Raw genomic sequence first — 20959 nt, forward strand, 5'->3', positions numbered from 1 at the left:
GATGCGCAGAAAGGCGTCGACGTGAGCACGCACACCGTTCTCGGCCGCGAGGTCCGCATGCCGGTCCGTATCCGGCTCGCGCACGCGTTCATGGCCACCTATCTGGTGCCCGCCGCGGCGGCGCAACGCCTCATCGATTACTCCGGCCTGCGGGTTCTCCGGCTGCCCGGCGGGCGGGCGATGTGCACACTGGTCTTCGTCGACTACGTCGACGGCGATCTGGGCCCCTACAACGAGTTCGGCGTCTCGTTCATGGTGCGCCACCACACCGCGGGCGTGGCCTCGGGATTCGGCGACCTGAAGGCGCTGCGGACCGGGCAGGCCGGCGTACTGATCCACCGGCTGCCCGTCGATGGCGATTTCACCCTGGCCGCCGGGCGTGGTATCTGGGGATTTCCCAAGGAACTCGCCGAATTCGTCGTCGATCACGGTGGCCGGACGCGCAGCGGTGCGCTGCACCAGAACGGGCGGCTCATCGCGGACCTCACGCTGCGGCCCGGATTCGCGACTCCGAACGGGCGCGCCACCGCGTCCTCGTTCGACGCCTACTCGCACATCGATGGCGTCACGCGCTGCACGCGCTGGGAGATGCAGCCGTCCGGCATGCGAGCGCGTCTCGGCGGGGCGGAGTTGAAGCTGGGGGATCACGAGATCGCCGCGGAACTCCGGTCGCTCGGTTTGCCGCGCCGGGCGCTGATGTCCTCGTCCGTCTCGCGGCTGTCCATGACTTTCGAGGACGCCATCGCCATCTGACCTCTCGCTCACCCGCGCATAACCACCCGGTCACGGGCGCGCGGGGCGCGTGGACGGCCCGGGTGACGGCGATTAATCTGACGTAGCGGATCGTTTGCCAATGCCAGCAGCGATGGAGTGGTGCCCGTGATCGTCGCCGACCGGATCTGTCCCGCCGCTGAGCGCTGCGAGCTGGTCCGATCGCGTAATGCAGGGTCGCGAACACGAGTCGGGCATCGTGCAGTCCGCAGCACCCGAACCCGGTTGCTGAGCGCTACAGGCGGCGTCTGGCTTCCAGTCGGCTATCCGAGCGACGTGACGGTGAGTGTCGCCCGCGCGAAGTGCCCGGTGCGCCTGCGAATACAGATCGGGTTCCCGCCGTCGGCGATGAGCCGCCGCGAGTTTCCTCGGTCCCCACTAGCGTGGTGTGTCGTGACCACCGTGCAGTCCGGCGGGAACCCGTGCGACGGAGCGTCGCCTCGGGTCAGGAGCCGCCACCCTCGGGCGCGGGTCGCTCGGCACTCGACGATCCGAGCCGAGGCGGCGTGACGCTGCCGAATCCCGAAGCCGAATCCGAAGACGGCGAAGAGGAACTCGACTATCGGTTCACGCTCGCGAACGAGCGCACCTTCCTCGCCTGGATGCGGACCGCGCTGGGACTGCTGGCGGGCGGCGTCGCGGTGCACACACTGGTCCAGTCGTTCCGGCTCGCGGGACTGCGGCGCGCGATCGCGCTCAGCTGCCTGGTCCTGGCGTCGGTCGTCGCCGTCGGCGCGTACGCGCACTGGCGGCGGGTCGGCGTGGCCATGCGGCGCGGCGACCCGCTGCCGGACACGGTGCTGGTGCCGGTCCTGTCGGCGGGCATCGCGATCGTCTCGGTGCTGGCGGCGGTGGCGGTGCTGCTGCGGTGAGCGCGCCCCATCTGTCCGCCGAACGCACCGCGCTGGCGTGGCGGCGCACCGCCGTGGCGGCGATGGTCGTCGGCACACTGTTCCTGCATCAGGCGCTCGGAAGCGGGTGGCGAGCGGCCGCGGCCGCGCCGATCGGCGCCGCGATCGCGATGGCGGCGCTGGCCGGGGCCTGCTATCTGCGCAACCGCGGTTTGCGCCGCGGCCACTACGCCCATGGTGGCCGCATCGTCGCCGCGACGGCCGCGGCGGTGTGCGTGGTCGCGCTGGCCGCCGCGGCCGCCGGCTCCCTCGAACCGCTGCCCTGAACCGGGCAGCGGCCCAGCAAGGTTGGTCGAGACGACAGGAGGACGACAATGAGCACAGCGAGCGAGCCGAGCGGCTTCATCGTCGCGGAACACCGGCGTGCGGCCGCCGCACTGCCATTCGCCGACACCACCGATCTGACCGACGCCGAGCGCGGATTCGTCGCCGCGCCGGTGCCGGGCGTGGTCACCTCCGAAGACGGAACCGTCGTGTGGGACAACGACTCCTATTCGTTCCTGCGGGAACCCTGCCCGGTCTCGGTCCATCCGAGCCTCTGGCGGCAGTCCGGCCTCGCGGTGCGACAGGGGTTGTTCGAGGTCAGCGAGGGCATCTATCAGATCCGCGGTTTCGACCTCTCCAATATGACGCTGGTCGAAGGCTCAACCGGCGTCCTCGTGATCGATCCGCTGATCTCGGCCGAGACGGCGGCGGCCGGTCTCGCGCTCTACCGCGCCCACCGCGGCGACCGTCCGGTGACCGGGCTGATCTACACGCACTCGCACATCGATCACTTCGGCGGGGCGTGCGGAGTCACCACCGCCGAGGCGGTCGCCGAGGGGCGCTGTCCGGTGCTGGCGCCGGCCGGATTCCTGGAACACGCGGTGGCCGAGAACATCTACGCGGGCACGGCGATGGCACGCCGCGCGGGGTACATGTACGGCGCGGTGCTGCCGCGCGGTCCGCTCGGGGCGGTGGGAGCCGGACTGGGGCAGACCACCTCGGTCGGCACGGTCACACTGATTCCCCCGACCGTCGACATCACCGCGACCGGCCAGGAGGAGACGATCGACGGGATACGGATGGTCTTCCAGCTCACGCCCGGTACCGAAGCGCCCGCGGAGATGAACTTCTACTTCCCGGATCGCCGCGCGCTGTGCATGGCGGAGAACGCCACCCATACCCTGCACAATGTGCTCACGTTGCGTGGCGCCCTGGTGCGCGACGCCCACGTCTGGGCGAAGTACCTCACCGAGGCGATCAATATGTTCGCCCGCGAATCCGACGTCGTCTTCGCGTCCCATCACTGGCCGACCTGGGGCACCGCCCGCCTGGTGGAATACCTCTCGCTGCAACGGGACCTGTACGGATACCTGCACGACCAGACCGTGCGCCTGCTGAACCAGGGATACGTGGGCGCGGAGATCGCCGAACTGGTGACGCTCCCACCCGCCATCGAGGAGGCCTGGCATGCGCGCGGATACTACGGTTCGGTCAATCACAACGTGAAGGCCATCTACCAGCGCTATATGGGCTGGTTCGACGGAAACCCGGCGCACCTGTGGGAACACCCGCCGGTCGAATCCGCGCGACGGCACGTGGAATTCATGGGTGGGGCCGACGAAGTGCTGCGCAAAGCGCAGGTCTCCTACAACGCCGGGGACTACCGCTGGGTGGCGCAGGTGCTCAACTACGTCGTCTTCGCCGACCCGGACAACGATGCCGCGAAAGCCTTGCAGGCCAGCACATTCGAGCAACTCGGTTACGGCGCGGAGAACGCGACCTGGCGCAACTTCTTTCTCAGCGGAGCCTACGAGCTGCGCTACGGATCGTTCGGCACGCCGACCAAGAGCGAATCGCCGAGCATGGTCGCCGCACTGGGCATCGATCAGATCTTCGACGCCCTGGCGTTGCGCGTGGACGGTCCCAAGGCGTGGAACCACCGGCTCGTGACCGACTGGATCCTCACCGACCTGGAGCGCACCCACCGGCTCGAACTGCGCAACGGCCGCCTCACCCACTTCGATGTCGCCCCCGGCATGCGCCTACCACAACCCGACGCCACGTTCACCCTGGCCAAGTCCACGCTGATCCGGGTCTTGCTGGCCGGTGACGACTTCGGCGTCGCGGCGGCCGCCGGCGATATCGTCATCGAGGGAGACGTCACCAAGCTCGCTGAACTGGTCGACATCTTCGACGCCCCGGACCCCGATTTCGCGATCGTCACCCCGTAGACCTTGCCGCTGGTGGTCGCGGCGGGCTGATCACGCCGCGATGCTGCGTGGCGCTATTTCGCGAGTGCGCGCCGCGTGCCGTCGGCGTTCAGGCAGATGTCGGCAAGGCCGCGATGTATCTGCCCGCCACGAAGCGCTGGATCAGCCGCACCACGGGGCCGCCCAGCCGGGTGTACCAGGTGGCGGGGCGGGAGAACGCGACGATCAGCCCGTACACCGTGTCGTCGGCGGGGTCGTACTCGACGGCGAACAGTTCCTCCCCGGACGCCGGATGTCCCGGCAAGGTTCCGTACGCGAAACCCCGTCGGTCGGGTTCGTCGAGGACGTACACCACGCGGCACGGTGCGGTGATTCCGAATGGACCGGCACCGAGCCGCACCGTGATGGTGGTGCCGGGTTCGGCCGTCGGAGTGTCGGCGGCTCGGAAGATCCCGGTGCCCTTCTGCACCCGGTAGGCCGAGATCTCCGCACCCGCGTGCTCGAACAGCGCGCGACCCCGCCCGATCGGACGCCGTAGCCGAAACCCGTGATACCCCTCCGGTAGCACGCCTCGTGTCGCGCCGATTTCGGAATACGTGAACGACCGCCCATCCTCCATGCCCCGATCTTCGCCCCGCCCCGCACGCTCCCGCCACCACGCGCTGCCGACACGCCGGGCCCGATCATCGCGGTCTGGACCAAGACCTGAACCGAGGCGCGGACAGCTACGGCGCTTCTCCTGGCCGGCTCAGGGGCGCACCGGTTTGAGGCGCAGGGGAGTGAGCTGAAGGAGCCCGAGCGGGTCGAGGTACTCGCGGATGCGTCGGCCTCCGCCCTCGGCGCGGGCTCCCCAGTGCAGGCATGTCGTCGCGCATCCGGGATGTCCGGCCTCCAGTGTGCCGATGCGGGTACCACGCCCGACCCGCCTGCCCACGGGCACGTCGGCTCGAACGGGTTCGTAGGTGGTGCGCACCCCGCCGGGGTGATCGATGGACACGACCGGCTTGTCGGCCACGGTTCCGGCGAACACGACGATCCCCTCGCCCGCGGCCAGTACAGCTTGCCCCGGCACCCCGGCCAGATCGACCCCCCGATGTCCCGGCAGCCAGTTCTGCGCGGGTTTGTCGAAGTGCCGGACCACCGCGGGGCGCGGTTGCAGCGGCCAGCCGAACCGCGCATCGGGTGCGGCGGTCGCCGTCGGCCCCATCGCGACGACCGCCGCCATGCCGAGACCCAGCATCGAAAAGAGACGCCGCCGCGTCCGCATGGGATGCGAACCGGTCGTTCGTGCGGAGCCGGGGAGTCCGACTACGAGCCGCACAGGGGCACGGGCGGTGTACACAGGTCGCCACCGGAGGGGGGACCCGTTTCATCTCGGTGATCACCGGCGTCGAGTCCGGATTGCCGCAGCGGCGCTCGCCGGAGCAGTTGGGAAAGCGACGGCAGGCATGCGGACCCTGTGCACGCCCCGGGCGCAGGTTTCGCGGCGGGCGTCTCGGCCCCGACCGGCGGTGCGGTGACGACCCCGAGCACGAACAACAGCGGAACCAGGAAGGTCATCGTCGTAGAGATCGGTTTCATGCCTCCACCCTCCTGCGTTTCCGGCGACGCCGACGGCTCGATTCACCGAATGTGGATAACCTCCTCGCCTGTGAAAAGTCGCCGTTCCGCCTGGTCAAAGGTCGCCGATCGAACCGATTTAGGTCTGCGTGCCCCGAGGCCGTAAACTGAGCGAGCGGTCTGTGCCTGCATGGACCGACTTCGCGCGCCACCCGTGCTTGTTCATAGCGGCGCTGTTCGCATCGGGCTCGAGATAACCGGGTTCGCGGCAGCGTGTTCGGAACAGGGAATCGTCGGCTGGTCCCCACCTTCGTGGTCGGGTCCGACGATTCGGCGGCGCCAGGGCAGCGGATCGCCGATTCGCTGCGTCAACCGGCAACGAAAGAGAGATACGGGAGCTATGGCTGTCGTAACCATGAAGCAGCTGCTCGACAGCGGCGCGCACTTCGGACACCAGACCCGGCGCTGGAACCCGAAGATGAAGCGGTTCATCTTCACCGACCGCAACGGCATCTACATCATCGACCTGCAGCAGACGCTGACCTACATCGACAAGGCCTACGAGTTCGTCAAGGAGACCGTCGCCCACGGTGGCACCGTTCTCTTCGTCGGCACCAAGAAGCAGGCCCAGGAGTCGATCGCGGCCGAGGCGACGCGCGTCGGGATGCCGTACGTCAACCAGCGCTGGCTGGGTGGCATGCTCACCAACTTCTCCACCGTGCACAAGCGCCTGCAGCGCCTCAAGGAGCTCGAGGCCATGGAGCAGACCGGTGGCTTCGAGGGTCGCACCAAGAAGGAAATCCTCATGCTGACGCGTGAGATGAACAAGCTGGAGCGCACCCTCGGCGGTATCCGCGACATGCAGAAGGTGCCCTCGGCCATCTGGGTCGTCGACACCAACAAGGAGCACATCGCCGTCGGCGAGGCGCGCAAGCTGAACATCCCGGTCATCGCGATCCTGGACACCAACTGCGACCCCGACCTGGTCGACTACCCGATCCCGGGCAATGACGACGCGATCCGCTCCGCCGCCCTGCTGACCAAGGTCGTCGCCTCCGCGGTGGCCGAGGGTGTGCAGGCGCGCGCCGGCGCGTCCGCGGGCGACGAGAAGCCGGAGGCGGGTGCGGGCGAGCCGCTGGCCGAGTGGGAGCAGGAGTTGCTCGCGCAGGCCGCTCCCGGCGCCGAGGCCGCCGAGACCTCGGCCGAGGCCTGAGACTCGTAACCTCGCGGCGTGAGCGACGGTCCCGGAGGCGGTAGCCTGCGTAACCACGTAGGGGCCCGCGAACGCCGCAGATCGGACACTGTTTCGGCGGCGATCACGAGCGAGTGCCATCGTGATCGCCGCTGCCAACACCCATACTTCTCCGAAGGAGGCTCGCCGAGAATGGCGAACTACACCGCTGCCGATGTGAAGCGGCTCCGGGAGCTGACCGGCTCCGGCATGATGGACTGCAAGAACGCGCTGGCCGAGACCGACGGTGACTTCGACAAGGCCGTCGAACTGCTGCGCATCAAGGGCGCGAAGGACGTCGGCAAGCGTGCCGAGCGGACCACCGCCGAAGGCCTCGTCGCCGCCAAGGACGGCGTCATGGTCGAGATCAACTCCGAGACCGACTTCGTCGCGAAGAACGCGGAGTTCCAGCAGCTCGCCGAGCAGGTCGTCGCCGCGGCGGCGACCGCCAAGCCCGGCGATCTGGAGACGCTGAAGGCGTTGGACCTGGGCGGCCAGACCGTCGACCAGGCCGTGCAGGCGCTCGCCGCGAAGATCGGCGAGAAGCTCGAGCTGCGTCGCGTCATCTCGCTGAACGGCCCGGTCGCCACCTACCTGCACAAGCGTGCCTCGGACCTGCCGCCCGCCGTCGGCGTGCTGGTCGAGTACACCGGTGAGGGCGACGCGGCGGCCGAGGCCGCCCGCGCCGCCGCCATGCAGGTCGCCGCGCTCAAGGCGAAGTACGTGACCCGCGACGAGGTTCCGGCCGACATCGTGGAGAACGAGCGCCGCATCGCCGAGCAGACCGCTCGCGAGGAGGGCAAGCCCGAGGCCGCGCTGCCGAAGATCACCGAGGGCCGCGTCAACGGCTTCTTCAAGGACGTCGTGCTGCTGGAGCAGTCGTCGGTCACCGATTCGAAGAAGACCGTCAAGGCACTGCTGGACGAGGCCGGTGTCACCGTCACCCGCTTCGCCCGCTTCGAGGTCGGCGCCAACTGAGTCGTCGCACTCCCCAGCGTGCAGGCCCCCCGCCGACCGAACGAACGCCGGTTGACGGGGGGCCTTCTGCTGCCGCTCGAACCGAATAAGGCAGGATAGATGCCGCTCTGCCTTGCTCTACGTCACGGGCGCCTGCCGTGCGCACCGAATCGCCGGAAGAACGACAATCCCTCGCCTAAGGAGACTGGAGACCCATGACGGACCCGGGGACCGATCGCCCAGGATATCGCCGGGTACTGCTGAAACTCGGCGGCGAAATGTTCGGCGGAGGCAAGGTCGGTCTCGATCCGGATGTCGTGCAGACGGTCGCCGAGCAGATCGCCGAGGTGGTCGCCACCGGCGTCCAGGTGGCCGTGGTGATCGGCGGCGGGAACTTCTTCCGCGGCGCCGAACTCGAGGAACGCGGCATGGAGCGCGCCCGCAGCGACTACATGGGCATGCTCGGCACGGTGATGAACAGCCTTGCGCTGCAAGACTTCCTGCAGCAGCAGGGCGTGGACACCCGGGTGCAGACCGCGATCACGATGGGCCAGGTGGCCGAGCCCTACCTCCCGCTGCGCGCCAAACGGCACCTGGAGAAGGGCCGCGTGGTCATCTTCGGAGCGGGCATGGGCATGCCCTACTTCTCCACCGACACCACCGCCGCGCAGCGCGCGCTGGAGATCGGCGCGGACGTGGTGTTGATGGCCAAGGCGGTCGACGGGGTGTTCACCGCCGATCCGCGCGTCGACGAGACCGCCACCATGTACTCCGAGATCACGCACAAAGAGGTCATCGAGCGCGACCTCAAGGTCGCCGACGCGACCGCCTTCAGCTTGTGCATGGACAACCAGATGCCGATTCTGGTGTTCAATTTGTTGACCAAGGGCAATATCGCCCGCGCGGTCGCCGGTGAGAAGATCGGCACACTGGTTCGGTCCTGATACCCGCAGACCGCGGATCATGACATGACGACGCTGTGGAGGAAACGGTCGTGATTGAAGAAGCGCTCTTCGACGCCGAGGAGAAGATGGAGAAGGCCGTCTCGGTAGCGAAGGACGATCTCGGAACCATTCGCACCGGTCGGGCGAATCCGGGTATGTTCTCCCGGGTCGTCGTGGACTACTACGGCTCGCCTACCCCGATCACGCAGATGTCCAGCATCACGGTGCCGGAGCCGCGCATGGTCGTGATCAAGCCTTACGAGGCGGGCCAGCTCGGGGCGATCGAAACCGCGATCCGCAACTCGGATCTCGGTGTGAACCCCACCAACAACGGTGACATCATCCGGATCTCGGTGCCCCAGCTGACCGAGGAGCGCCGCCGGGAACTCGCCAAGCAGGCGCGGGGCAAGGGCGAGGACGCCAAGGTGGCCATCCGCAATGTCCGTCGCAAGGCGATGGACGAACTGTCGCGTATCCAGAAGGATGGCGAGGCGGGGGAGGACGAGGTCGGGCGCGCCGAGAAGGAGCTCGACAAGACCACTGCCAGGTACGTCGGCCAGGTCGACGAACTGGTCAAGCACAAGGAAGCCGAACTGCTCGAGGTCTGACGCGGATCGGTCGGCAGGCGGGGCGGGCCCGGAGGAGGCCCAGCCCATCGCGAGTGCCGCCGGAGATTCAGCGGAGGGCCCGCCCGGGCGGGGGACGAACGGAACGACGAGTTGAGCGACGGGACAATCGTGGCCGAGAACGCCGCCGCGACCGGTGCGGCAGAGGAGCCGCCGGTGAACGGGACAGCCGATGCGAGGCAGGAGCGCGCGCACGATGCTGGTGCGTCCGGTCATGAACCGTTGAGCAGCCCCGCGCCGTCCGGACCCGATGCCGCGGCCGCTCACAGCGCTCCCGCGTCGAGCGGTTCGCGTGCGGGCCGCAATCTGCCCGCCGCGCTGACCGTCGGCTTCGGACTCGGCCTTTCGCTGATCGCGATCCTGCTGTTCGTGCCGAAAGTGTTCATCGGCGTCGCGGCGGCCGGTGTCGGTGTGGCCACCTGGGAGGTCGCCAAACGGCTGCGCGAAGCCGACGTGCTCGTCCCGCGCGTCCCGCTGATCGCGGGCGGTCAGGCGGTGTTCTGGCTCGGCTGGCCCTACGGCGCCAGCGGCGTCGCGGGCGCGTTCGCCGCCACCACGCTGATCTGCATGGTGTGGCGGCTGTTCGATCACGGCTTGCAGACCGCCCCGCGAAACTTCTTGCGCGACACCGCCATCACGGTGTTCACGCTGGCCTGGATCCCGCTGCTCGCTTCGTTCGCCACGCTGCTGCTGCTCGAGCCGGACGGCAACCTGCGGGTGCTCACCTTCATGATCCTGGTGGTCTGCTCCGACGTCGGCGGTTACGTGGCGGGCGTGCTGTTCGGCAAGCACCCGATGGTGCCCTCGATCAGCCCGAAGAAGTCGTGGGAGGGTTTCTGCGGCTCGCTGGTGTTCAGCGTGATCGGCGGTCTGCTCACGGTGACGCTGCTGCTGGAGGCCAACTCGATGATCGGCGTCGTGCTCGGCGTCGGCCTGGTGCTGGTGGCCACCTGCGGGGATCTGATCGAATCGCAGATCAAGCGGGAACTCGGGATCAAGGACATGGGTACGCTGCTGCCGGGCCACGGCGGCATCATGGACCGCCTCGACTCCATGCTTCCCTCGGCGTTCGTCTCCTGGCTGGTGCTCTCCACGCTGATCTGACTCGTACGCGTCAGACCTTCTTGGCGGCGCGGCGCAATTGCAGGATGCGGACGCCGCCCACCGAGGCCATGACGAGTGCGCCGCCGATCACCGACAGCAGCACGGTGACGCCGAGCGGCAGCGAGAAGTTCCAGAAGAAGAAGTCCACCTGGGTCTGTTCCAGGTTCTGCAGGATGAAGACCAGCAGCAGGACCAGGATGAGGACGCCGGTGACGAGCCCGCTCCAGGCGTAACCGGTGCGCGAAGACAGCGATTTGTTGGTCACAACGGCCGGAGGAGCACTCGGCCTCGGGGCCTGCTTGCGGTGTGACAGGTCCGGATCCGGTTCCGGCGGATGTTCGGCATGCGTGGACATACCTCGATCATGGCCGACCGCTATCACCGCCGCAGGCATTTGCCCTCCACGAACCGGGCATGTCGGGCCGCCCGCACGTGGTCGGGTGCGGGGGCGGTTGCCGCGAATGGGAGAATGGAGCAACTATGACCGTCTCCCTGCCCCTGGTTTTCGACGCTCCGCGTCGCGGCATGCCGCCGCGCCATCTCGCCGACCTCGATGCCGAGGGCAGGCGGACGGCCGTCGAGGAACTGGGTTTGCCGAAGTTCCGTGCCGATCAGATCGCCCGCCAGTACTACGCGCGTCTGCAGGCCGATCCCGCGCAGATGACGGATCTGCCCGCCGCCGTGCGGGAGAAGATCGGCGACGCGCTCTTCCCACCGCTGCTGAGCGTCGTCAAGCACGTGGCGTGTGACGCCGGGGAGACCCGCAAGACGCTGTGGCGAGCGGGCGACGGCACGCTGCTGGAAAGCGTTCTCATGCGCTACCCGGACCGCGCGACGCTGTGCATCTCCAGTCAGGCCGGTTGCGGCATGGCGTGCCCGTTCTGCGCGACCGGTCAGGGCGGGCTGAACCGCAACCTGTCCACCGCCGAGATCGTCGACCAGGTACGCGCCGCGGCCGCCGCGCTGCGGGACGGGGAAGTGGCCGGCGGGCCGGGCAGGCTGTCCAACATCGTCTTCATGGGTATGGGCGAGCCGCTGGCCAACTACAAGCGGGTGGTCGCCGCGGTCCGCCGGATCACCTCGCCCGCGCCGGACGGTCTCGGTATCTCCCAGCGCAATGTCGTCGTCTCCACCGTCGGATTGGCGCCGGCCATCCGCAAGCTGGCCGATGAGGGATTGTCGGTCACGCTCGCCGTCTCGCTGCACACGCCCGACGACGAACTGCGCGACACCTTGGTCCCGGTCAACAATCGCTGGCCGGTCGCGGAAGTGCTCGACGCGGCGCGCTACTACGCCGACAAGACCGGCCGCCGCGTCTCGGTGGAGTACGCGCTCATCCGTGACATCAACGACCACCCCTGGCGCGCCGACCTGCTCGGCGAGAAGCTGCACAAGGCGCTCGGCTCGCGCGTACACGTCAACGTCATCCCGCTGAACCCCACCCCCGGCTCCAAATGGGACGCCAGCCCCAAACCGGTCGAGCAGGAGTTCGTCCGCCGCGTCAACGCCCAGGGCGTGCCCTGCACGGTCCGCGACACCCGCGGTCAGGAGATCGCGGCCGCCTGCGGGCAACTGGCCGCGGAGAGCTGAGAAACGCTATCCGCGGTTCTTCGCCGGGCGGTTGGTGGCCGCGCGGCGTTCGGCTTCTTTCGCCTTGACGCGGGCGTTTTCCGCGCGCACCGCGGCGAGGTTCTCGCGTTCCCGGACGAGCCATTCCGGCGGGTCGGCCAGCAGCGTGCTGATCTCGTCGGCGGTCAGGGCGTCGGAGACCTCGGCGCGGGCCAAACCGGTGTTGGAGACACCGAGCTTGCGGGCCACCACATCGCGGGGGAACGGGCCGGTGCGGCGCAGTTCGGTGAGCCATTCGGGGGGATCGTTGCGCAGCGCGTCGAGCTGGGCGCGGGTGATCGGCGCGTTGCGGAACTCCTCGGGCGCGGCCGGAAGGTAGATGCCGAGCTTGTTCGCCGCGGTGAGCGGCTTCATCATCTGCGGTTTCTTGTCCGAGCTCACCGATACAGCGTACTGGGCGGCGCGGCGGGTCCTGACCACGCGGTGGCCTACGCTTCCACGAATGAGCCGGTTGGAGTCGATCGATGTCGTGCGCCTGCGCTGGTTCGTCGCGGTCGCGCAGGAGTTGCACTTCGCGCGCGCGGCGAAGTCGCTGCACATCTCACGGCAGAAGCTGAGCCACACCGTCATCGACTTGGAAAACGAGCTGGGTACCAAGCTTTTCCTACCCGGGGCACAACCTACCCAGCTCACCGACGACGGGCGTGTGTTGCTGGAGCAGGCGCGAGAGATCATCTCGCGGTCCGAATCGGCGGCCGGGCAGGAGCAGCCGGATGGTTCGGCCGGGTTGCGCGTGGGTTTCGTGCCGGGCGTGACCGTGTCCAAGTGGACCCGGATCTGGGGTGAGCGGTTTCCGGAAACCTCGCTCGAGGTGATCGCGCTGACGCAGGCGGACCAGGAAGCGGCGTTGCGTGAGGGACGTGTCGACATGTGCTTCGTGCGGCTGCCGATCGACCGCGAGGGCGTGAGCGCCATTCCGCTCTACCGGGAGGTGCCGGTCGTGGTGGTGCAGAAGGAACACCCTCTGTCGGTATTCGACGAGGTGCGCATGGGCGACCTGACCGACGAGCGCCTCCAGGACACCTCGGACGTCGACGCGATCGCCGCCGCGCTGGAACTCGTCGCGGCGGCCGGTGGCGCGGCGATCGTGCCACACTCGCTCGCTCGCCTGCACCACCGTCGCGACCTGGTCTACCGCCCGATGCTCGACGTCCCCGACACAGAGGTAGCGCTGGCCTGGCGCACCGGCCACACCACCGACCTGGTCGAGGATTTCATCGGCGTGGTGCGCGGGCGTTCCGAGCGCAGCTCACGCGCACCGGCCCGCGGCGCCGACGAGAACCAGCCGCGAAAGAAATCTCCGGCCAAAAAGACGAGTGGTCGTCCGGCTCCGGCCAAGAAGAAGCCCGCCCGGCGCCGCGGGCGCTAGCCGGTCCGGTGGCGGCGCGAACCGCGGCCGATCCGCGCCGCCCGTTCGTCAGCCCTGGCAGACCCGGTTCAGTTCGTCGGTCGCCGGGTCCATGCTCGCGACCTTCTCATCGGTGAGGGCGTGCGCGTAGGCGGCGATGGCGTCCTTCTCGGCGCCTTCGGCCTCGATGGCCGAGAGCTTCGCGGCCAGGGACTGCTGCACGGTGGGATCCAGATTGCCGCCGGACTCGTCGATGGCGGCGTTGATCGCGGCGATAGCCGCGCCGCACGCCGGTGACTGGGCGTGCGCCGGCGCCGCGGGCAGCAACAGCAGCGAGCCGAACGCGCTCGCGACGAGCAGGGCAGCCGAACAGGTCTTGATCATTGCGTCCTAAGGTTTTGTGCGAACAGAAACCGAGGTCCGCGACCCTGGTGGGACGCGGACCCCGGACGCACACGGTACCGGGCGACTGCTGCCGGTACAGGACGATTTGCGACTAGCGCGGCTTGCGCTGCAGCACCGAGTCGCGGATGAGGATGCCTGCGATCAGGGCGGCGAAGCCGACCAAGAAGATGTCCTCGACCTTGCCGCTGTGGTTGCCGATCAGCATGGCCAGCAAGATCAGCGCGACGATCCAGCCCGCGATCCGGAAGGTGCGACGCGACTCGCCGCTCCAACCCCAGGCGGCGGAGGGAACTTCGGCGGGGTCCACGCGAGTGACGACGCGCTCGGTGTCGGCGTGTTCGAGTTCCGTGGCGGCCACGATCGCTCCTTAGCTGTTACTTGTACCGCGATTCCGGTACGCACTCGATGAGCTACTGCCGCATATCGTGACATACGACGGTGTGTCGTTGTAAGTCGGCCCGCGCCCGTCGGACGCGTTCGGCCGGGTAGGACACAATGAAGTCGTGTCCGACATCGTGAGAGTCCTGCTGCTGGGCAGCACCGGATCCATTGGCACCCAAGCGCTCGAGGTGATCGCCGCCAATCCCGACCGCTTCGAGGTGGTCGGACTCGCCGCGCGCGGCGGCAATACCGAGCTGCTCGCCGCCCAGATGGCCGCCACGGGCACGCGCAATGTCGCCGTCGCCGATCCGGCCGCGGCCCAGCGGCTGGACCTGCCGCTGGGCGGCCCGGGGGCGGTGACCGAGCTGGTGCGCCGCACCGAGGCGGACGTCGTGCTCAACGCGCTGGTCGGCTCGCTGGGACTGGAGCCGACCCTGGCCACCCTCCAGTCGGGCACCCGGCTCGCCTTGGCCAACAAGGAATCGTTGGTCGCGGGCGGTTCCCTGGTCACTCGTGCCGCCGCTCCGGGGCAGATCGTCCCGGTCGACTCGGAGCATTCCGCGCTGGCGCAGTGCCTGCGCGGCGGTCGCGCCGAGGAGGTCGACCGGCTGGTGCTGACCGCCTCCGGTGGCCCGTTCCGCGGCTGGACCACCGAGATGCTCGATTCGGTCGAGCCCGCCGAGGCCAAGGCGCACCCCACCTGGTCGATGGGCCTGATGAACACGCTGAACTCGGCCTCGCTGGTGAACAAGGGGCTCGAGCTGATCGAGACGCACCTGCTGTTCGGCATTCCCTACGACCGCATCGACGTCACCGTGCATCCGCAATCGATCGTGCATTCGATGGTCACCTTCACCGACGGCTCCACGCTCGCTCAGGCCAGCCCGCCGGACATGAAGCTGCCCATCGCGCTGGCCCTCGGCTGGCCGGACCGGGTGCCCGGCGCCGCCGCCGCTTGCGATTTCGGCACCGCGTCCACCTGGACGTTCGAGCCGGTCGACAACGACGTCTTCCCGGCCGTCGAGCTCGCGCGCGCGGCCGGTCAGGCGGGTGGCAGCGTCACCGCGGTCTACAACGCCGCCAACGAGGTCGCGGTGCAGGCCTTCCTCGACGGCGCCATCCGCTTCCCGGAGATCGTTCGTACGGTGGCCGCCGCCGTCGAGGCGGCCGAGCGGTGGCGCGCCGAGCCGGATTCGCTCGACGAGGTCCTCGCCGCGGACCGCTGGGCGCGCGAGTTCGCCGTCGCTCGGGTACGCGGCTGAAGCCGTTCGGCGACGGATCGGACGCGCGATGCGACGGCGTCCTGGCACACTGAACACACAGGACAGATCACTGTCCGGTTAGGGTGATCAGAGTGCTCGCGGCCAGGAGCGGACGCGTGCGTGCGGGATAGACGAGCTGCGCAAACGCAGGAGGGTCGTAGAGCAAATGGTGTTCGCGTTGGGATTCGTGCTGTTCGCGCTGGGCATCACGGTGTCGATCGCGCTGCACGAATGTGGGCACATGTGGACCGCCCAGGCCACCGGCATGAAGGTGCGACGGTATTTCATCGGATTCGGACCGAAGATCTTCTCGTTCCGCCGCGGTGAGACCGAATACGGCCTCAAGGCTCTTCCGCTCGGCGGCTTCTGCGACATCGCGGGTATGACGGCGCTGGACGAATTGCGCCCGGAAGAACTCGATCGCGCCATGTACCGGCAAGCCACCTGGAAGCGGTTGCTCGTGATGTCCGGCGGCATCGCGATGAACTTCGTGCTCGGCTTCCTCCTGATCGTGCTGCTCGCCGTCGGGTGGGGCCTGCCGAACCTGAAAGAGCCGCCCGCCACCGCGCTGGGCGTCATGAGCTGCGTCGCCCAGCAGAATCCGGACGGTTCCACCCTGCCGTGCACGGGCACGGGCCCGGCGCAGCGCGCCGGATTACAGCGCGGTGACATCGTCAAGCAGGTGAACGGCGTCGAGGTGGACACTTGGCGGGAGTTCCAGGCCGAAACACAGAAGCAGACCGGCCCTTTCACCTACGTCGTCGAGCGGGACGGCCGCACCCTCAGCATCCCCGTCACACCGGAGCGGGTCGTCCGCTACCCCGAGGGCGGTGGCGCGGGTCGCGAGGTCGGCGCCATCGGTGTAGCGCAGGAGCGTTACGACCCCGTGCAGTACGACTTGCTGGGGGCCGTTCCCGCCGCGGCCACCTTCACCGGGGACATATTCGTGCGTACGGTCGACTCCCTGGCCCAGATGCCCGCGAAGGTGTCGTCGCTGTGGGACGCGGTCACCGGCGGTGAGCGCGACCCGGAGACCCCCGTCAGTGTGTACGGCGCCAGCAAGATCGGTGGCGAGACCGCCGAACGCGGCCTGTGGAACATTTTCATCCTCGTGCTGGCCAGCCTGAACTTCTTCCTCGGCGTCTTCAATCTGCTGCCGTTGCTGCCGTTGGACGGGGGCCATATCGCGGTGGTCGTCTACGAGAAGATCCGTAACACCATCCGCGGCTGGAAGGGGCTCGCTCCCGCGGCGCCGGTGAACTACTTGAAATTGCTGCCCGCGACCTATGTCGTCGTGGTGATCGGCGGCGCCTACATGCTGCTCACCCTGGCCGCCGACATCATCAACCCGATCAAACTGTTCTGACCCGGGCCGCTGACCGGGCGGTGTGACCGGCGACGTAGTCTGTCGCGGTCACACCGGGGAAGCCTTGTCGTTGCTGTCACAGGGTGGGCGTCGTGCGCCAAGGCTAGACTCGGCACCGAACCGGCAGGACACGATGAAAGTAGGCAGCCGAAGGTGACCAGCACAATCGGATTGGGGATGCCGGCCGCTCCCGCGGCAGTGCTCGCTCCACGGCGTAAGACCCGCCAGCTGATGGTGGGCAATGTCGGGGTGGGCAGCGCTCACCCGATCTCGGTGCAGTCCATGACCACGACCAAGACGCACGACGTGAACGCCACCTTGCAGCAGATCGCGGAGTTGACCGCGTCGGGGTGCGACATCGTGCGGGTGGCCTGCCCGCGTCAAGAGGACGCGGACGCGCTGGCCACGATCGCGCGGAAATCCCAGATTCCGGTGATCGCCGACATCCACTTCCAGCCCCGCTACATCTTCGCCGCGATCGACGCCGGGTGCGCCGCGGTGCGCGTCAACCCGGGCAACATCAAGGAGTTCGACGGCCGGGTCAAGGAGGTCGCCAAGGCCGCGGGCGCCGCGGGCATCCCGATCCGCATCGGCGTGAACGCCGGTTCGCTGGACAAGCGGATGATGGAGAAGTACGGCAAGGCCACGCCGGAGGCGCTGGTGGAGTCGGCGCTGTGGGAGGCGAGCCTGTTCGAGGAACACGGCTTCGGCGACATCAAGATCTCGGTCAAGCACAACGACCCGGTGATCATGGTGGAGGCCTACCGGCAGCTGGCTGCGCAGTGCGACTACCCGCTGCACCTCGGCGTCACCGAGGCGGGCCCGGCGTTCCAGGGCACGATCAAGTCGGCGGTCGCGTTCGGCGCGCTGCTGTCGGAAGGCATCGGCGACACGATCCGCGTTTCGCTGTCCGCGCCGCCCGCCGAGGAGGTCAAGGTCGGCGGGCAGATCCTGCAATCGCTGAACCTGCGCCCGCGCAAACTGGAGATCGTGTCCTGCCCCTCCTGCGGGCGTGCGCAGGTGGATGTGTACACCCTGGCCAATGAGGTGACCGCCGGTCTGGAGGGCATGGCGGTTCCGCTGCGGGTGGCCGTCATGGGCTGCGTGGTGAACGGGCCCGGCGAGGCACGCGAAGCCGACCTGGGAGTGGCCTCCGGCAACGGCAAGGGCCAGATCTTCGTCAAGGGCGAGGTCATCAAGACCGTCCCGGAGGCGAAGATCGTCGAGACGCTCATCGAAGAGGCGATGCGCATCGCCGAGGAGATGGGTGAGGACGCCGCCGCAGGCGAGCCGGTCGTCACCGTCGGCTGAGCCGCCGCCTACCAGGGCTTTGCGCGGAGACGTACCACATCGCGCCGGTTCGTGGCAGGCTGTGATCGTGCGGAGTCTGCTGGAGCCGGCGCGACGGGCCAAATACGCCCCTGCGCGGCAGCTCGCTAATCGGGACCTTGCCCAAGTGCTGCGTGTGCTGGATGCCGATCCGGTGGCCTCGTGCATGGTCGCGGCCCGGTTGCAGGAGTTCGGCCTGGACGCCCGGTGCGGGCAGGGCGAGCTCTGGTCAAGGGGCGGCCCCGCCGAGTCACTGTGTTTCTCCGGTGCGAATCTCGTTCCGTTGCTCGGCGACCGGGACGCACTGCGCGCGTTCGCCGACCGCGCGATCCGGTGGCCGCGGATCTGTTCCTCGGTGGTGGGCCGGAGGGAACTGGCGTTGCCGCTGTGGGAGATGCTGGCCGGTCATTGGGGTCCCGAGCGTGAGCTGCGCGGGGAACAGCCGCTACTGGCGCTGGCTCAGCCGCCGCTGGCCACACCCGATCAGGAGGTCCGCCGGGTGCGCCGCGACGAACTCGACCGCTACCTCTCGGCCGCGATCGCCATGTTCATCGAGGAGGTCGGCGTCGACCCGCGCGCGGGCGACGGCGGCCGCGGTTATCGCCGCCGGATCCAGAGCTTGATCGAATCCGGCCGTGCCTGGGCCCGTTTCGAGGACGGGGAAGTGGTGTTCAAGGCCGAGGTCGGCTCGCTGTCGCGGCGCACGGGCCAGATTCAAGGGGTCTGGGTGCATCCGGACCATCGGGGCAAGGGCCGCGGCACCGCGGGCACCTCGGCCGTCGCGAACGCCGTGGTCGCCTCCGGCCGTACCGCGAGCCTGTATGTGAACGACTACAACGCGATCGCCCGCCGTGCCTACAGCCGGGTCGGATTCCGGCAGATCGCGACCTTCGCCACCGTCCTGGTCGATTGAGCGCGCATCCGGGCACGTCGAATCCCGGAGTGCCGCAGGCATTTGCCGGTCTGTGACTACTACCATCGGTGCCGATGTCGACTCGCACGCTTCTCTCGCTCGCCGCCGTGGCCCTCACGGTGGCCGCGGCTGGTTGTGCGAGCGAGCCGCAGGGCCCCGTCCCCGCCGCGGACGCGTTCGTCAAAGCGTTCGCCGAGCACCGGGTGAGCGCGGCCGCGGAGTTCACCAATCTGCCGGAGAAAGCGGCCGGCGCATTGCGTTCCGCCTGGGACCAGCTCCAAGCCGAGCAGCTCACCGCCCGCACCGGCGCGGCGCGCGTGACCGGCGACACCGCGACCGTCGACTACACCTACGAGTGGCGGCTGCCGAAGAACCGGATCTGGAAGTACTCGGGCCAATTGCAGATGGGCCGCAGCACGGGTCGCTGGATGGTCCGCTGGACCTCCACCAATATCCATCCCAAACTCGGCGACACCCAGACCATGACGTTGCGGTCCAATCCGCCCCCGAGATCGCGGGTCAACGAGCAGTCCGGCAGCGACGTGATGGTGCCCGGCAAAGTGTCCCGGGTCGCGTTCGCCGTAGCGGACGCCGCCGAGCCCGCGACGGTGGCCACCGCGCTGGCCGCCGCGCTGCATCGTTTCGACCAGTCGCTGACGCCGCAGTCGATTCTCGACGCGGCGAAGGCGGCGCGGGGCACCTACACGGTCGCCCTGCTCAACGAAGTCGAATCCGGCCAGGTGATCACCGATCTGATCGGGTTGCCCGGCGTCACGTTGACCCAGCAGTGGGATCTGGTGTCCACCGATCGGGAATTCGCGCCCGATCTGCTCACCCAGGTGCGCAAGACGGTGATCGCGGAGGTGGACGGCAAGGCGGGGTGGAGCGTGGTCACCGTGAACGCCAACGGCGCCGACACCGACGTGCTGATGGAGGTGCCTTCGCAGCCCGCGCCATCGTTTTCGCTGAGCGTCGACCGCAACGTGCAGATCGCCGCCCAGCGCGCGGTGCGGCCGCGCGCCGAGCAGACCATGATGGTGGTGCTGCGGCCGTCCACCGGCGCGATTCTGGCGGTGGCGCAGAACAAAGCCGCCGACCGGGACGGGCCCATCGCGACGATCGGCCAGTATCCGCCCGGCTCGGTGTTCAAGACGGTGACCGCCGCCGCGGCCATGTCGAACGGTCTCGCGACACCCGACACGGTGTTGCCGTGCCCGAGCCGGATCGTCATCGGCGAGCGAACGATCCCCAATTACAACCTGTTCACGGTCGGCAACGTGCCGATGTCCACGGCCTACGAGCGGTCCTGCAACACCTCGTTCGCCAAACTCGCCAGTGCGCTGCCCGGGCGGGCGCTGCACGAGGCCGCCGCGAAGCTCGGTGTCGGGCCGGCCTATTCGGTGGTGGGGCTGCCCACGACCTCCGGCTCGGTGCCGCCCACCGACGACCTGATCCAGCGCACCGAGGACGGCATCGGTCAGGGCAAGGTGGTGGTCAGCGCGTTCGGTATGGCGCTCATGGCGGCAACCATCGCGAACGGCTCGGCGCCCGTGCCCTACCTCATCGCGGGACGGCCCACCCAGATCGACGGCGACCGTCCAGCTCTCGCGCCCGACGTCGTCGCAGGACTGCGCGTGATGATGCGGCAGGTGGTCGTCGGCGGCACGGCGGAGCGCATCGCCGATCAGGGCGAGGTGTACGGCAAGACCGGCGAGGCGGAAGTCGACGGCGGGTCGCACTCCTGGTTCGTCGGCTTCCGCGGCGACATGGCGTTCGCCACGCTGCTGGTCAAAGGCGGCAGTTCCGACAATGCCGTCGCGGTGACGCGGGATATGCTGGCGGCGTTGCCCGCCGGTTACTGACGCGCCTTCGCTCCCACACGGGGACGACCCAGAAAAGGAACTCGGAGTGCCGCGGCACGGGAAACAGCGCCGCCCGGATCATTGTCGACCGGTAGTTCAACGTGTCCTCCTTCGTCGTGCTCGGCCGCGTCACGAACCCGCCGCGGAGTCCGAGCCGATGCGTCC

The 20959-nt window shown here is 68.6% G+C and carries 22 protein-coding genes; 16 read left to right on the top strand and 6 right to left on the bottom strand.

Features of this window, described 5'->3' with window-relative positions; all coding sequences use genetic code 11:
• Window positions 1-21 precede the first annotated feature (21 nt).
• The 4 genes from LTT66_RS23355 to LTT66_RS23370 all read left to right on the top strand — a co-directional run bounded on the left by LTT66_RS23355 (window position 22) and on the right by LTT66_RS23370 (window position 3898).
• The gene (locus LTT66_RS23355) at window positions 22-753 is read left to right on the top strand and encodes an acetoacetate decarboxylase family protein (RefSeq protein ID WP_233060678.1); all 732 of its coding nucleotides are present in this window, start codon (window positions 22-24) and stop codon (window positions 751-753) included.
• Window positions 754-1277: 524 nt separating this feature from the next.
• Window positions 1278-1643, top strand: coding sequence for a YidH family protein (locus tag LTT66_RS23360; RefSeq protein WP_181722015.1), 366 nt, complete (start codon window positions 1278-1280; stop codon window positions 1641-1643).
• Window positions 1640-1948 carry a DUF202 domain-containing protein gene (locus LTT66_RS23365; RefSeq protein WP_233060679.1) on the top strand — a complete coding sequence of 103 codons (309 nt, stop codon included), beginning with the start codon at window positions 1640-1642 and terminating at the stop codon, window positions 1946-1948. The genes LTT66_RS23360 and LTT66_RS23365 overlap by 4 nt, the downstream gene beginning before the upstream one ends.
• A gap of 48 nt (window positions 1949-1996) precedes the next feature.
• Window positions 1997-3898 carry an alkyl/aryl-sulfatase gene (locus tag LTT66_RS23370; protein ID WP_233060680.1) on the top strand — a complete coding sequence of 634 codons (1902 nt, stop codon included), beginning with the start codon at window positions 1997-1999 and terminating at the stop codon, window positions 3896-3898.
• An 88-nt stretch (window positions 3899-3986) separates the two neighbouring features.
• Here the strand turns inward: LTT66_RS23370 and LTT66_RS23375 are convergent, their stop codons facing one another.
• Together LTT66_RS23375 and LTT66_RS23380 are read right to left on the bottom strand one after the other, a co-directional pair.
• Entirely contained in the window at window positions 3987-4496 is a 510-nt protein-coding gene (locus tag LTT66_RS23375) for a DUF1990 family protein (protein ID WP_181722012.1), read from the bottom strand.
• Between the two features lie 129 nt (window positions 4497-4625).
• Window positions 4626-5117 carry a M23 family metallopeptidase gene (locus LTT66_RS23380; protein WP_408638666.1) on the bottom strand — a complete coding sequence of 164 codons (492 nt, stop codon included), beginning with the start codon at window positions 5115-5117 and terminating at the stop codon, window positions 4626-4628.
• A gap of 720 nt (window positions 5118-5837) precedes the next feature.
• Between LTT66_RS23380 and rpsB the strand changes: the two genes are divergently transcribed.
• From rpsB to LTT66_RS23405, 5 genes are all read left to right on the top strand, one after another.
• Entirely contained in the window at window positions 5838-6650 is an 813-nt protein-coding gene (gene rpsB / locus LTT66_RS23385; RefSeq protein WP_043695197.1) for a 30S ribosomal protein S2, read from the top strand.
• Window positions 6651-6821: 171 nt separating this feature from the next.
• Window positions 6822-7646, top strand: coding sequence for a translation elongation factor Ts (gene tsf / locus LTT66_RS23390; RefSeq protein ID WP_181722010.1), 825 nt, complete (start codon window positions 6822-6824; stop codon window positions 7644-7646).
• A 194-nt stretch (window positions 7647-7840) separates the two neighbouring features.
• On the top strand, window positions 7841-8569 hold the full coding sequence (gene pyrH / locus LTT66_RS23395; RefSeq protein ID WP_040780648.1) for a UMP kinase: 729 nt from the start codon (window positions 7841-7843) through the stop codon (window positions 8567-8569).
• A gap of 50 nt (window positions 8570-8619) precedes the next feature.
• Window positions 8620-9177 carry a ribosome recycling factor gene (gene frr / locus LTT66_RS23400; RefSeq protein ID WP_043695332.1) on the top strand — a complete coding sequence of 186 codons (558 nt, stop codon included), beginning with the start codon at window positions 8620-8622 and terminating at the stop codon, window positions 9175-9177.
• Between the two features lie 111 nt (window positions 9178-9288).
• Complete coding sequence (locus LTT66_RS23405) at window positions 9289-10299, top strand: phosphatidate cytidylyltransferase (protein WP_408638667.1); 1011 nt, start codon at window positions 9289-9291, stop codon at window positions 10297-10299.
• A 10-nt stretch (window positions 10300-10309) separates the two neighbouring features.
• On the opposite strand, the gene LTT66_RS23410 is transcribed toward LTT66_RS23405, so the two are convergent.
• On the bottom strand, window positions 10310-10654 hold the full coding sequence (locus tag LTT66_RS23410; protein WP_233060681.1) for a LapA family protein: 345 nt from the start codon (window positions 10652-10654) through the stop codon (window positions 10310-10312).
• A gap of 125 nt (window positions 10655-10779) precedes the next feature.
• Between LTT66_RS23410 and rlmN the strand changes: the two genes are divergently transcribed.
• Complete coding sequence (gene rlmN / locus LTT66_RS23415; RefSeq protein WP_233060682.1) at window positions 10780-11889, top strand: 23S rRNA (adenine(2503)-C(2))-methyltransferase RlmN; 1110 nt, start codon at window positions 10780-10782, stop codon at window positions 11887-11889.
• Window positions 11890-11895: 6 nt separating this feature from the next.
• On the opposite strand, the gene LTT66_RS23420 is transcribed toward rlmN, so the two are convergent.
• The gene (locus LTT66_RS23420; protein ID WP_233060683.1) at window positions 11896-12309 is read right to left on the bottom strand and encodes a DUF5997 family protein; all 414 of its coding nucleotides are present in this window, start codon (window positions 12307-12309) and stop codon (window positions 11896-11898) included.
• A 61-nt stretch (window positions 12310-12370) separates the two neighbouring features.
• On the opposite strand from LTT66_RS23420, the gene LTT66_RS23425 reads away from it, so the two are divergent.
• Window positions 12371-13297 carry a LysR family transcriptional regulator gene (locus LTT66_RS23425; RefSeq protein WP_233060684.1) on the top strand — a complete coding sequence of 309 codons (927 nt, stop codon included), beginning with the start codon at window positions 12371-12373 and terminating at the stop codon, window positions 13295-13297.
• A gap of 48 nt (window positions 13298-13345) precedes the next feature.
• On the opposite strand, the gene LTT66_RS23430 is transcribed toward LTT66_RS23425, so the two are convergent.
• Together LTT66_RS23430 and LTT66_RS23435 are read right to left on the bottom strand one after the other, a co-directional pair.
• Window positions 13346-13660, bottom strand: coding sequence for a hypothetical protein (locus LTT66_RS23430; protein WP_233060685.1), 315 nt, complete (start codon window positions 13658-13660; stop codon window positions 13346-13348).
• A 112-nt stretch (window positions 13661-13772) separates the two neighbouring features.
• The gene (locus LTT66_RS23435) at window positions 13773-14039 is read right to left on the bottom strand and encodes a DUF2631 domain-containing protein (protein ID WP_043728783.1); all 267 of its coding nucleotides are present in this window, start codon (window positions 14037-14039) and stop codon (window positions 13773-13775) included.
• A gap of 145 nt (window positions 14040-14184) precedes the next feature.
• Here LTT66_RS23435 and dxr point away from each other — a divergent pair, with 145 nt between their 5' ends.
• From dxr to LTT66_RS23460, 5 genes are all read left to right on the top strand, one after another.
• On the top strand, window positions 14185-15324 hold the full coding sequence (gene dxr / locus LTT66_RS23440) for a 1-deoxy-D-xylulose-5-phosphate reductoisomerase (protein WP_233060686.1): 1140 nt from the start codon (window positions 14185-14187) through the stop codon (window positions 15322-15324).
• 166 nt (window positions 15325-15490) lie between these two features.
• Window positions 15491-16690 (top strand): M50 family metallopeptidase, encoded by a 1200-nt coding sequence (locus LTT66_RS23445; protein ID WP_233060687.1) that lies wholly within the window; start codon window positions 15491-15493, stop codon window positions 16688-16690.
• 153 nt (window positions 16691-16843) lie between these two features.
• On the top strand, window positions 16844-18001 hold the full coding sequence (gene ispG / locus LTT66_RS23450) for a flavodoxin-dependent (E)-4-hydroxy-3-methylbut-2-enyl-diphosphate synthase (RefSeq protein WP_195149252.1): 1158 nt from the start codon (window positions 16844-16846) through the stop codon (window positions 17999-18001).
• Between the two features lie 67 nt (window positions 18002-18068).
• A complete protein-coding gene (locus LTT66_RS23455; RefSeq protein WP_181722001.1) occupies window positions 18069-18932 on the top strand; it encodes a GNAT family N-acetyltransferase in 864 nt (287 codons plus the stop codon).
• 74 nt (window positions 18933-19006) lie between these two features.
• Window positions 19007-20794 carry a penicillin-binding transpeptidase domain-containing protein gene (locus tag LTT66_RS23460; protein WP_233060688.1) on the top strand — a complete coding sequence of 596 codons (1788 nt, stop codon included), beginning with the start codon at window positions 19007-19009 and terminating at the stop codon, window positions 20792-20794.
• The last annotated feature ends 165 nt before the right edge of the window (window positions 20795-20959 follow it).

Origin of the sequence: Nocardia gipuzkoensis, from assembly GCF_021183645.1 — a bacterium.
Lineage (GTDB): Bacteria > Actinomycetota > Actinomycetes > Mycobacteriales > Mycobacteriaceae > Nocardia > Nocardia abscessus.

Coding starts and splice junctions, on each gene's coding strand:
- LTT66_RS23375 (WP_181722012.1), bottom strand. CDS start 4,496: ATGGAGGATGGGCGGTCGTTCACGTATTCCGAAATCGGCGCGACACGA.
- pyrH (WP_040780648.1), top strand. CDS start 7,841: ATGACGGACCCGGGGACCGATCGCCCAGGATATCGCCGGGTACTGCTG.
- LTT66_RS23460 (WP_233060688.1), top strand. CDS start 19,007: ATGTCGACTCGCACGCTTCTCTCGCTCGCCGCCGTGGCCCTCACGGTG.
- LTT66_RS23410 (WP_233060681.1), bottom strand. CDS start 10,654: ATGTCCACGCATGCCGAACATCCGCCGGAACCGGATCCGGACCTGTCA.
- LTT66_RS23370 (WP_233060680.1), top strand. CDS start 1,997: ATGAGCACAGCGAGCGAGCCGAGCGGCTTCATCGTCGCGGAACACCGG.
- rlmN (WP_233060682.1), top strand. CDS start 10,780: ATGACCGTCTCCCTGCCCCTGGTTTTCGACGCTCCGCGTCGCGGCATG.
- LTT66_RS23430 (WP_233060685.1), bottom strand. CDS start 13,660: ATGATCAAGACCTGTTCGGCTGCCCTGCTCGTCGCGAGCGCGTTCGGC.
- LTT66_RS23380 (WP_408638666.1), bottom strand. CDS start 5,117: ATGCTGGGTCTCGGCATGGCGGCGGTCGTCGCGATGGGGCCGACGGCG.
- tsf (WP_181722010.1), top strand. CDS start 6,822: ATGGCGAACTACACCGCTGCCGATGTGAAGCGGCTCCGGGAGCTGACC.
- rpsB (WP_043695197.1), top strand. CDS start 5,838: ATGGCTGTCGTAACCATGAAGCAGCTGCTCGACAGCGGCGCGCACTTC.
- LTT66_RS23425 (WP_233060684.1), top strand. CDS start 12,371: ATGAGCCGGTTGGAGTCGATCGATGTCGTGCGCCTGCGCTGGTTCGTC.
- LTT66_RS23445 (WP_233060687.1), top strand. CDS start 15,491: ATGGTGTTCGCGTTGGGATTCGTGCTGTTCGCGCTGGGCATCACGGTG.